10 protein-coding genes are annotated in these 11,136 nt (G+C 68.5%); 8 read left to right on the forward strand and 2 right to left on the reverse strand.

All coding sequences use genetic code 11. The annotated features are described in order from the left end of the window. The 3 genes from VFG33_RS22915 to VFG33_RS22925 all read left to right on the forward strand — a co-directional run. Positions 1 to 1,564: aminotransferase class III-fold pyridoxal phosphate-dependent enzyme (locus tag VFG33_RS22915; protein ID WP_325054979.1), on the forward strand; the 1,564-nt coding region annotated here is incomplete at its 5' end. Positions 1,565 to 1,581: 17 nt separating this feature from the next. Further along, positions 1,582 to 2,490, forward strand: coding sequence for a ribonuclease Z (locus tag VFG33_RS22920; protein WP_325054980.1), 909 nt, complete (start codon positions 1,582 to 1,584; stop codon positions 2,488 to 2,490). A 74-nt stretch (positions 2,491 to 2,564) separates the two neighbouring features. Next, a complete protein-coding gene (locus tag VFG33_RS22925; RefSeq protein ID WP_325054981.1) occupies positions 2,565 to 2,933 on the forward strand; it encodes a hypothetical protein in 369 nt (122 codons plus the stop codon). Here VFG33_RS22925 and VFG33_RS22930 read toward each other — a convergent pair. Next, positions 2,930 to 4,075: an epoxide hydrolase family protein gene (locus VFG33_RS22930; RefSeq protein ID WP_325054982.1), complete on the reverse strand. Its 1,146-nt coding sequence runs from the start codon at positions 4,073 to 4,075 to the stop codon at positions 2,930 to 2,932. The genes VFG33_RS22925 and VFG33_RS22930 overlap by 4 nt on opposite strands. A gap of 62 nt (positions 4,076 to 4,137) precedes the next feature. Here VFG33_RS22930 and VFG33_RS22935 point away from each other — a divergent pair, with 62 nt between their 5' ends. Further along, a complete protein-coding gene (locus VFG33_RS22935; protein WP_325054983.1) occupies positions 4,138 to 5,076 on the forward strand; it encodes a helix-turn-helix transcriptional regulator in 939 nt (312 codons plus the stop codon). On the opposite strand, the gene VFG33_RS22940 is transcribed toward VFG33_RS22935, so the two are convergent. Continuing rightward, a complete protein-coding gene (locus tag VFG33_RS22940; protein WP_325054984.1) occupies positions 5,069 to 6,367 on the reverse strand; it encodes an FAD-binding oxidoreductase in 1,299 nt (432 codons plus the stop codon). The genes VFG33_RS22935 and VFG33_RS22940 overlap by 8 nt on opposite strands. 74 nt (positions 6,368 to 6,441) lie before the next feature. On the opposite strand from VFG33_RS22940, the gene pdxR reads away from it, so the two are divergent. From pdxR to VFG33_RS22960, 4 genes are all read left to right on the forward strand, one after another. Then, positions 6,442 to 7,854: a MocR-like pyridoxine biosynthesis transcription factor PdxR gene (gene pdxR, locus VFG33_RS22945; protein ID WP_325054985.1), complete on the forward strand. Its 1,413-nt coding sequence runs from the start codon at positions 6,442 to 6,444 to the stop codon at positions 7,852 to 7,854. Beyond that, on the forward strand, positions 7,847 to 8,671 hold the full coding sequence (locus tag VFG33_RS22950) for an alpha/beta fold hydrolase (protein ID WP_325054986.1): 825 nt from the start codon (positions 7,847 to 7,849) through the stop codon (positions 8,669 to 8,671). Before pdxR ends, VFG33_RS22950 begins: the two co-directional genes overlap by 8 nt. Before the next feature lie 207 nt (positions 8,672 to 8,878). Further along, entirely contained in the window at positions 8,879 to 10,438 is a 1,560-nt protein-coding gene (locus VFG33_RS22955; RefSeq protein ID WP_325054987.1) for a S1C family serine protease, read from the forward strand. Positions 10,439 to 10,686: 248 nt separating this feature from the next. Further along, on the forward strand, positions 10,687 to 11,136 hold a 450-nt coding region (locus tag VFG33_RS22960), incomplete at its 3' end, for an MFS transporter (protein ID WP_325054988.1).

Genomic DNA, 11,136 nt, shown 5'->3' on the forward strand with positions numbered 1-11,136 from the left:
CTCGTTGCTGCGGGAATCCGCCGATCCGTGGGCCGCGGCGGGCGCATTTCTCGATGCCTACCAGCGGGTGCTGCCGTTGGAGCCTGCCGAGGTGGACCTGATAGGTGAGCTGGTGGTCGCCCGGCTCGCGGCCAGCGTGCTCATGTCGGCCTGGCGGGCTCCGCTCTACCCCGACAACCAGGAGTACCTCACGAGTCTGGTGGCCGGGAGCTGGCACGGGCTCGATCTGCTGGCCGGGCTGGAACCGGCCGACCTGGCGGCCCGCTTCCACCGGTTGTGCGGGACGTCCCGGGTGGCTTCTTCTCAGGTTGCGGATCCGACGCTGGCGCAGCGTCGTAGTACTGCGCTGGGTGGGCGTCTTTCTCCCTTGTTCTACAAGGAACCGCTGCAGGTGGTGCGCGCCGCCGGCGCATGGGTGCACACCGCTGACGGGCGCCGCTATCTCGATGCCTACAACAACGTTCCGGTCGTCGGGCATGCTCATCCCGCGGTGGTGCAGGCGATCGCACGGCAGGCCGCGATCCTGAACCTCAACTCGCGCTACCTGCATCCTCACGCGGTCGAGCTGGCCGAGCGGCTGACCGCCTCGATGCCACCTGGTTTGGACACCTGCATCTTCGTGAACTCCGGCAGCGAGGCCAACGACCTGGCCTGGCGAATGGCCAGGGTGGTCACGGGCCGATCCGGTGTGATGGTTGCGGATCTCGCGTACCACGGGGTCAGTGAGGCAACGGCCGCCTGGTCGACGAACACCTACCCGCCCTCGGCTCGCCCCGCCCACGTGGCCACCTTCGACGCGCCCTACCTGGAGGCCGATGGGCAGCAGCCGAGTGGCGTGGAGGCGGGCCGACGGGTCCGGCTGGCGTACGACGAGCTGCGCCGAGCGGGTCAGGAGGTGGCGTTGCTCGCGGTCGACACGGTGTTCAGCAGCGCCGGCATCCTCACGCCGGCCGGAGGCTTCCTGCGCGGTCTGCAGGACGAGGCCCGCGCGCTGGGCGGTCTGTTCCTCGCGGACGAGGTGCAGGCGGGCTTCGGCCGGGGCGGTCGTAACCTCTGGCGGTTCACGGACTTCGACCTGACTCCCGACTTCGTCACGCTGGGCAAGCCGATGGGCAACGGGCATCCGATCGCCGCCCTGATCACCCGGCGGGAGATCGTCGAGGAGTTCGTCGCGATCGACGAGTACTTCAGTACCTTCGGCGGCAACCCGGTGTCCTGCGTTGCCGCGCTGACGGTGCTGGATGTGATCGAGCAGACCAGCCTGGTCGAACGCTCCGGCCGGATCGGTGGCGAGCTGTCCGCGGGACTGGCGCGGCTCGCGCCGGGGTTGCACCCGTCGGTCCGGGTTCGGGGTCAGGGATTGATGGTCGGTGTCGAGGTTCCGCCGGACGCCGTACCGGGGCTGACGGCAACGGTTCTCGCCGAGCGGCTCCGCGAGCGCGGGGTCCTGGTGGGTACGACCGGGCCGGGTGGCAACGTGCTGAAGATCCGGCCGCCGCTGATCTGGGAGCGGCATCACCTGGACCAGTTCCTCGAAGCGTTCAGCGCCGCAGTCCCAGCCTGAGGTCTAGCCTGAGTCCTGTGCGCGAACTGGTTGTGCTGGGCACCGGGAGTCAGGTGGCGTCGCGGGAACGCAGCCAGAACGGCTACTTCCTGCGATGGGACACCGAGGGCTTCCTCTTCGATCCGGGTGAGGGCACCCAACGGCAGATGCTGTACGCCGGGGTCGCGGCCAGCTCGATCACCCGGTTGTGCGTCACGCATTTCCACGGCGACCACTGCCTCGGCGTACCGGGTGTGATCCAGCGGCTGTCGCTCGACAACGTCCCGCATCCCGTCCACGCGCACTACCCGGCATCTGGCCAGGACTACTTCACCCGGCTCCGGTACGCCGCGTCCTTCTTCGAGCGGGCCGAGCTCCGTGAGGAACCGATCGAGGAGGACGGCCTGTTGTCCGTCGGGCCGTTCGGCCAGCTGTGGGCCAGGCGGCTGGAGCACTCGATCGAGTCCTTCGGCTACCAGTTGATCGAACCCGACGGTCTGCGGATGCTCCCCGACCAGCTCGCGCAGTACGGGGTGATCGGGCCGGCGGTCGGCAGGCTGCAGCAGGCGGGGTTGATCGAGGTGGACGGGCGGACGGTAACGGTCGACCAGGTGACCGAGCCGCGCCCGGGGCAACGGTTCGCGTTCGTGATGGACACCCGGTTGTGCGACGGGGTGTTCCGGCTGGCCGACTCCGCTGACCTGCTGGTGATCGAGTCGACCTATTTGTCCAGCGAGTCCACCTTGGCCCGGAGATTCGGTCACCTGACCGCTCGACAGGCTGCCCGGGTGGCGCAGGAGTGCGGTGTCCGCAAGCTCGTCCTCACCCACTTCTCCCAGCGCTACACCGAGCCGGAACGCTTCCACGAGGAGGCCGCGGCGGAGTTCGACGGCGAGATCGTCGTCGCCGCCGACCTGACCCGGATCTCGGTTCCCTCCCGCCGCTGATCCGGCCGCGAAAAGTTGTTGCCTGGTCACGTTTCTGTGATCTGGGTGGGTCATTGCGGCCCTAGGATATGGCCGTGTCATTGATGGTTCCGGCAGTAGTTGCCGATGGCAAGTCACTACTTGCTGAGGGCAAGGTAGGCGGTCGCGGGGAAGAGCTCCTGGCCGTCGAGACCGCGTACGCGTCGCAGCAGTACCGGCGGGTCTGGGAGCTGGCCTGGGCGTTGGAGCCGCGGCTGAGCGAGGCGGGTCGCTGGCTGGATGTGATCGCGAGCCAGAAGCTGGCGCTCGCCGCGGCTTTGCGGCTCGATGACTGGCTGCTGCAGGGGCACAGCCATCTCGCGCTCGGCCGGGCCAGCGCGGTTCTCGGCGATGCCCGCCGGGCCCGCCAGCAGTTGGCCGAGGGCGCCTGCATCCTGCGCGCCCTCGGCGTCTCCATCGACTAGCGCAGGCCGCGGAAGAACTCGCGGACGTCGGCGGTCAGGAGTTCGGGCTCCTCGAGGGCGGCGAAGTGACCGCCCCGGTCGACATCGTTCCAGCGGGTGATGGTGTTCTCCTGCTCGACGTAGCGACGGATGATGATGTCGTGGGCGAAGATCAGGGCCGCGGTCGGGACGCCCGAGTTCTCTTTGGCCACGCCCCACGGCGGCCGTTGGGCGTAGCCGACGTACGCCGCGGATCCCGCGGTGCCGGTCAGCCAGTAGATCATCACGTTGGTGAGCAGCCGGTCCCGGTCGATGATTGCATCAGGCAACGTAGTACGCGGGTACGTCCACTCGCGGAACTTGTCCATGATCCAGGCCAGTTGACCGACCGGCGAATCGACCAGCCCGTAGCCGAGCGTCTGCGGCCTGGTCGACTGGATCGCGATGTAGCCGAACTCCTCCTGCATGAACGCGTTCATCCGCGCGATCCGGTCCTGCTCGATCGGCGTCAGCTGAGCCAGTTCCTCGGCCGGCAGCGGGTACGGCGGCATCGGCGCGGGCCCGCCGTTCGCGTGCACCCCGACGACGTGCTCGCGATCGGCCCGCGCCACCTCCGGTGAGATCGACGCTCCGAGGTCACCACCCTGAACGCCGTACCGGTCGTAGCCGAGGCGGTTCATCAGCTCCGCCCAGGCCCTGCCGATCCGGTCGCTGGTCCAGCCGGCCTCGCTGACCGGACTGGAGAACCCGAAGCCAGGGATCGACGGGATCACCAGATGGAACGCGTCAGCCGCGTTCCCACCGTGTGCCCGCGGATCGGTCAGCGGGCCGATCAGGTCCAGGAACTCCACGAACGAGCCTGGCCAGCCGTGCGTCAGGATCAACGGCAACGCGTCCGGCTCGGCGGACCTCACGTGCAGAAAGTGGATCTGTTGCCCGTCGATGACGGTCGTGTACTGCGGGATGTCGTTGAGCTGCTTCTCCACGGCCCGCCAGTCGTAGCCGGTCCGCCAGTACTCGACCAATTCACTCAGCCAGGCAACAGGCACCCCGGTGTCCCAGTCATCACCGGGCAGGGGCGCCGGCAGTCTGCTGTCGTCCAGCCTCCGCTGGAGGTCGTCGAGTGTGCTCTGCGGAATCTCGAGGCGAAATGGCTTGATCATGCTTCGAGAATGTCACCTGGTTAGGACAGCTTTAGTCCTAACTGGATGGCAGACTTCCCTTCATGCTGGAAACCTCCGCGAGACTCCTGAAACTGCTCTCGTTGCTGCAGTCGCCCAAGGACTGGAGTGGAGCCGCCTTGGCCGGTGAGCTCGGTGTCGGCGTACGGACTGTCCGCCGGGACGTCGACAAGCTGCGCAACCTCGGCTATCCCGTCGAGGCTGTTCCTGGGGTGGCCGGCTATCGCCTGGGTGCCGGGGCCTCGCTGCCGCCGCTGCTGCTGGACGATGAAGAAGCAGTCGCTGTCGCGATCGGACTGCGGTCGTCCGCGACCGGGAGCGTCGCGGGGATCGAGGAGTCGTCCGTCCGGGCGTTGACCAAGCTGGAGCAGGTGCTGCCGTCCCGGCTCCGGCATCGGGTGAAGCTGTTGCAGTCAGTGGCCGTGCCGCCGACCGTCGGAGCCACAGTCGAGCCGGACGTCCTGCTGGCCGTCGCCGCAGCCTGTCGCGATCACCAGCGCCTCCGGTTCGACTACCGGAGCCACGACGGTACGACGAGTGTCCGTACGACGGAGCCGCATCGCCTCGTGCACACCGGGCGGAGGTGGTACCTGGTCGGTTGGGACCTGGACCGTGACGACTGGCGAACCTTCCGCCTCGACCGGCTGACCCCACGGATCCCGACCGGTCCCCGGTTCACCCCGCGGCAGCCGCCGGAGCTCGATCAGACCATGAGCGGGGTGGCCTGGCGGGCCTATCGCTACCAGGCACGCTTCCTGGTCCGGGCCCCTGCCGAGCAGATCGCCGATCGGATCGGCAACACCGTCGGCACCGTCGAGGCAGTCGACGAGTCCAGTTGCACCGTCGAGACCGGCTCGAACTCGCTGGACGAACTGCTCCTCTACATCGGCGTCCTCGGCTACGACTTCGAGGTGCAGTCGCCGCCGGAGTTGGTCGCGCACACTCAGACCTTGATCAGCCGCTTGTCCGCGGCAGTTAGCTAGCCGGCCGGATGTTCTGGTTCAGGTGGAAGATGTTGGTCGGGTCGTAGGCGGTCTTGAGGTCGGTGAGGCGGGCCAGTTTCGCGGGCGGGAAGGCTCGCTTGATGGTTTCGCCGTTCAGGGTGTTGAGGTAGGCGCCGCCGGCGTACTGGTCGAGTGAGGCGGCGTAGTCGCGGATGGTGGCGATGCGGGCGGCGTCGTCGGCCGGGTCCTCCCAGCGGGTGGCGGTGACGAACTCGAAGAGCGTGTCGCGGTGGCTGAACGCGGCTTCGGTGTCCGGTACGTCGGCGATCGCGCCGCCGTAGGCCTGGAGACTCGCGCCGACCCCGGGGTTCCGCAGCAGCGCCCGGATGGCGTCGTCCGTCAACTGCTTGAAGTAGTGGCCCTTCCAGTAGCGGCGGTACCGGTGGCCCTGGATGCTGTCATCCCGGCTCTGCAAGGTCAGGTAGGACAGCTCTTCGATGCTCTCGGCAACGACTGTGCCCAGGTCGCGGAAGCTCTGCAGCAACTCGGTGGTCTCGGCCGGATCGCCGACCCAGGCGAACCCGACGCTCAAACTGTCACCCTTGATGCTCGCGGTGAAGGTCGCCTGGCGGGGTGCGACCGCATTCAGTTCGCGCCAGCCGCGCAGTACGTCGAAGCCCTCGTCCACGGGATAGGTGAAGTCAGCCACGAGCGCGCGGGTGCCGACGTGGTGCAGCCGGAACTCGAACTCGGTGACGATGCCGAAGTTCCCGCCCCCGCCGCGCAATCCCCAGAACAGGTCCGGGTTCTCCGTGGCGCTCGCCCGCACGACCTCGCCGTCCGCCGTCACCAGCTGGTACGACGCGACGTTGTCGCAGGCGAGGCCGAACTGCCGGGCAAGCCAGCCCATTCCGCCGCCGAGCGTCAGACCGCCGACACCCGTGTGCGAGACGTTCCCCGCCGTCGTCGCGAGGCCGAACTTCTGCGCGGCGCGATCCAGCTCACCCAGCAAAGCCCCACCCTGGACCCAGGCCAGCTGCCGGTCGGGATCGACGCGGACCTCGTTCATCGGGGTCAGGTCGATCATCAGGCCGCCGTCCGGGACCGCCAGCCCGGCGATGTTGTGACCGCCGCAGCGCACGCCGATCTCAAGGTCGTTGGTCCGGGCGTAGCGCACGGCCGCGGCGACGTCCTCGGTGCAGTGGCACTTGGCGACCACGGCCGGGCGGCGGTCGACCATCGCGTTCCAGACGGTCCGGGCCTCGTCGTAGCCGGGGTCGCTGGCGTGCAACAGTGCCAGAGTGGCCGGCTGCGGAAGGGTGCTTGTCATCGTGTCGCTCCTCGATCAGGTGGTGGTGCTTACGAGCCTGACAGCGAAGCGGTACTCCGGTAAGGTCCAGTTTCGTGAGCCGATCCAGGACCAATTCGGGCGCCGGGGAGCTGCTGGTCGAGCTCCGGCGGGACGGTCCGGTGCCGCTGCACCAGCAACTCGAGGGCGGGATCCGGGAGCGGATCCGGCAGGGGCTGCTCAGGTCCGACACGGTGATGCCGTCCACTCGCGCGCTGGCGAACGATCTCGGCCTGTCCAGAGGTGTCGTGGTCGAGGCGTATCAGCAGTTGGTCGCCGAGGGCTACCTTGTCAGCCGGACCGGTGGTTACACCCAGGTCGCTCCCGCCGCTGCCCGGACTCCTCTAGCCGACGAGGCGCGCACCCAGTCGACCGGTCCACCGAAGATCGACTTCAAGTACAGCCGTCCCGATGTCTCGCAGTTCCCGCGGGCCGCGTGGTTGCGGTCGATCCGGCGGGTGCTGAACGAGACCCCACACCTGAGCTTCGCCTATCTGGACGGCCGGGGCGCGGACGAGCTTCGGGTGGCGCTGGCGGACTACCTCAACCGGGTCCGCGGTACGTCGGCGCGCGCCGAGGACATGTTGATCTGCAACGGCTTCGCGCAGGGATCGCGGTTGCTCCTGCAGGTGCTGGCCGCGTCCGGTTTCCGCCGGCTGGCCATCGAGGATCCGTCCGACAACGAACTCCGCGATGTCGCCGCCGCTGCGGGACTCGAGTCTGTCGGGATCCCGGTCCTCGAGTCGGGGCTTGATGTGGAGGCACTCGCGCGGTCGGGAGCGGACGTAGTACTGGTGACTGCTGCTCATCAGTTCCCGACTGGGGCGGTCACGTCGGCGGAGACGCGGGCGGCGTTGGTGGCCTGGGCGGCCGAGCGCGACGCGTTGATCATCGAGGACGACTACGACGCGGAGTACCGGTACGACCGTGAGCCGATCGGTGCGATGCAGGGACTGGCGCCGGACCGGGTGGTCTATGCGGGGACAGCAAGCAAGACGCTGGCGCCGGGGCTCCGGCTCGGCTGGTTGATCCTGCCGGGGCGACTGGTCGAGCCGATGGCAGCGGCGAAGATCGTGGACGACCGCGGTTCGGCTGTGCTGGACCAGTTGACCTTCGCCGACTTCGTGGCGCGTGGGGAGTTCGACCGGCACCTTCGCCGGATGCGGCCGCGGTACCGGCGGTTGCGCGACCTGCTGGTGGAGAGGCTGGGGGAGCGGCTGCCGGACTTCGAGCCGATCGGAGTTTCGGCCGGGCTGCACGTGATGGTCTGGCTGCCGCCGGATCTGTCCGAGAGCGCTGTGACGAGGGCTGCGCTGGAACGAGGCCTCGGCGTCTACGGCCTGCAGCCCTACTGGGTGGGCGGTTCAGGCCCCGAAGGCCTGGTCTTCGGGTACGGCGGCCTGACCGAACGAGAAGTTGCTGAAGGCATCGACCTTCTCGCCGACGCCATCAGCTCTCTCCGTGGATAGGACCCTGATGGAGGATCGGTACGTCGACACCGTGCTCGGCCGGATTCGCTTGCGAGTCGGTGGATCCGGCCCGGCGATGCTGTTCTGGCCGAGCCTGCTGATGGACGGCATGCTCTGGGCTGGGCAGGTTGACCACTTCGCCGCCAGGTTCCGGGTCGTGTTGGTGGATCCTCCCGGTCATGGCGCGAGCAGTCCGCTGACCAAGCCGTTCACCTTCGACCAGTGCGCTGCGGTGATTGTGGAGATCCTGGATGCGCTGGGTCTCGAGCGGACCCACCTGATCGGCAACTCCTGGGGCGGCATGATCGGCGGCACCTTTGCCGCGCTCTACCCGGACCGGGTCGGGATCTCCGTCCTGATGAACGCGACGGCGTCACCGGCGGGTCTTCGTCATCGTCTCGAGTACCCGCTGCTCGCCAGGTCCGCCCAGCTCTTGCGCGGCATCCGCGGCCCGTTGGTCAAACCGGTGATCGACGCGTTCCTCGGCCCGACCGCGCGGCGCACCAAACCCGAGGTCGTTGCCGCAGTCAACGATTCCGTACGCCGGGTCGCGATCGACTCGGGTCGCCACGCGGTGCTCAGTGTGGTTCCGCACCGACCGGACCAGCGGGAGTTGTTCGGCCGGATCCGGACGCCGGTGCTGGTGGTCGCCGGGATCGAGGATGCGACGTTCCCAGTGGCGGAGACCCGGGTGATGGCGGAGGCGATTCCTGGCGCGCGATTCGTCGTACTGGAAGGGGCTGCGCATCTCGCGGCGCTGGAGTGCCCGGCCGAGGTGAACGCGTTGATCGACGAGTTCCTGCTGGCGCAGTCGTAAGCACCTGAGCCGGGCGTTCGGTGCCGGTCTACCTGCTGGCAGGGGGTCGTTGCCCCGGGCACCTGGTGCTTTTCGGACGTCTCGTCGGCGGTGTGTGCTGGGACACGGTGGATTCTCAGGTGATTCATCGGTTGAGTCGATGGAGTTCTCAGACTGACGAGGTCTACTCGATAACAGAGAGGGAAGGGCCTAGGAGGGTAAACGGGAATGAACGAGAACGAGGGAACGCCAGAGCAGCAGGACCCGGCGCAGCAGGGTCCGCAGGCCGCAGTACCGCAGCAGCCGGCACAGAACCCGGAGCCCGCGGCACCGCAGACCGGGACACCACAAACTTCCGCCCCCCAGGCCCAGCCCTGGCAGGCGTCCGCCGAGCCGCAAGCTCCGGCATCAGCCGCACCGCAAGGTCCGGCGCAGCCCGGACAGCCGGGGCAGGCGCAGCCGGGCTATTTCGGGCAGCAGGGATATCAGCAGCCGGGGTATCCGCCGTACGGGTATCCGCAGGCGCCGTACGGGACTCACCAGTGGGCCGCGCAGCAGCACGGGGCGCACTTCATGCCTCAGCCGCCGAAGCGCCGCAGGCGGATGCCGATGCTGATCGGCGGGCTCGGGCTCGCGACGGCTCTGGTCGCCGGCGGGGTCGCCTACGGGATCGACCAGCAGTCCGGCCCGAACAGCTCGACCACGGCGTCGACAGTGATGAACCCGGCGTCCGTGGCCGCCCAAGTCTCCCCGGGTCTCGTGGACGTGAACACGGTGCTGGGCTTCGAGGGAGCCCAGGCAGCCGGTACCGGGATGGTGCTGACGTCCGACGGTAAGGTGCTCACCAACCACCACGTGATCGAGGGTGCGACCTCGATCTCGGTGACCGACGTCGGCAACGGCAAGACCTACAAGGCCAGCGTCGTCGGGTACGACGAGACGGCCGACATCGCCGTCCTGCAACTGCAGGATGCTTCCGGCCTGCAGACCGTGACCACCGGCGACTCCAACTCAGTCGCGATCGGCGACCAGGTGGTCGGCGTCGGCAACGCGGGCGGCGACGGCGGCGAGCCGAGCTACGCACCCGGCCAGGTGACTGGTCTGAACCAGGCGATCACCGCGACCGACGAGTCCGGTGCCAACCCGGAGAACCTGACCGGCTTGATCCAGACCGACGCCGCGATCGTGGCGGGTTACTCAGGTGGTCCGCTGGTGAACGCGAACGGCCAGGTGATCGGTGTCGACACCGCCGGCTCGACCAGCAGCGGTGGCCAGGGCGGGCCCGGCCAGGCTTCCTTCAGCACGACCGGCAGCGGCGTGAGCACCGTCCTGACCGCCACCGGTCCCGGCTTCGGCCCGGGCTCCGGCGAGCAGGGACAGGGTCAGGGACAAGGCCAGCAGCAGCCGCAGCCGACGGCCGAGGGTTATGCGGTGCCGATCAACACCGCACTGCAGATCGCGGACGAGATCGAGGCCGGTAACGCCTCCTCGACCATCCACATCGGCACCGACGCGATCCTCGGAGTCTCGGTACTCGCCACAAACACCGCCGGCGCCGAGGGTGCGGAGGTCAGCGACGTGGTCGCCGGTGGCAACGCGGCCAAGGCGGGCCTCGCGGCCGGTGACGTCATCACCGCGGTCGACGGCACCACCATCACCTCGCCGGACACGCTCTCCACGGTGCTCGGTCAGCACAAGGTCGGCGACAAGGTCTCGGTGACCTGGACCGACACCGCCGGACAGCACCACACCGAAACGATCGAACTGGTCACAGGCCCGGTTCGCTGACGCCTCCCCCCACCGCAGCGGACCGTAGATCGGACCCGGCGCGCTCCCACCCCCCGAGCGCCCCGGGTCCGACCCTCACCCGGGCCCGGGTTGCTCACCCAGAGCAACACCGGGCCCGGTTTTCTGTGCGGACCGGCCAACGCGCGGATCGGCTGGCGACCGAGGTGAACGGACGTCTAAGCTAGCGGAGTAAACGTTTGTTCACCCCGCGGCCGCTCCACCGCGGGGTTCTCTTGTGAGGACCCTTCTTGACTGTCCGGCCCGCCGCTCACCCACGCCTGATTCTTGCCGCGCTCGCCTCCTGCGGTGTGCTCGTCTCGGTGATGCAGACGCTCGTGGTGCCGCTGTTGCCCCAGTTGCCCGAGCTCACCCACAGCAATCCGGCCGACGTGAGCTGGCTCGTCACGGTGACGCTGCTGACCGGGGCCGTGTTCGTCCCGCTGCTGGGCCGGGCGGGTGACATGTACGGCAAGCGCCGGGTCCTCCTGATCGCGCTCGGCTCCATGGTGCTCGGATCCCTGCTCTGTGCGATCAGCTCCGACCTGCCGGTCCTGATCACGGGCCGCGCGTTCCAGGGCGCGGCGGTCGCCGTCATCCCGCTCGGCATCAGCATCCTGCGCGACGAACTGCCACCGGCCCGCGTGATCCCGTCCATCGCGATCATGAGTTCCACGCTGGGCGTCGGAGCCGCCTTCGGG

Origin of the sequence: Kribbella sp., from assembly GCF_035687465.1 — a bacterium.
Classification (GTDB): Bacteria; Actinomycetota; Actinomycetes; order Propionibacteriales; family Kribbellaceae; genus Kribbella.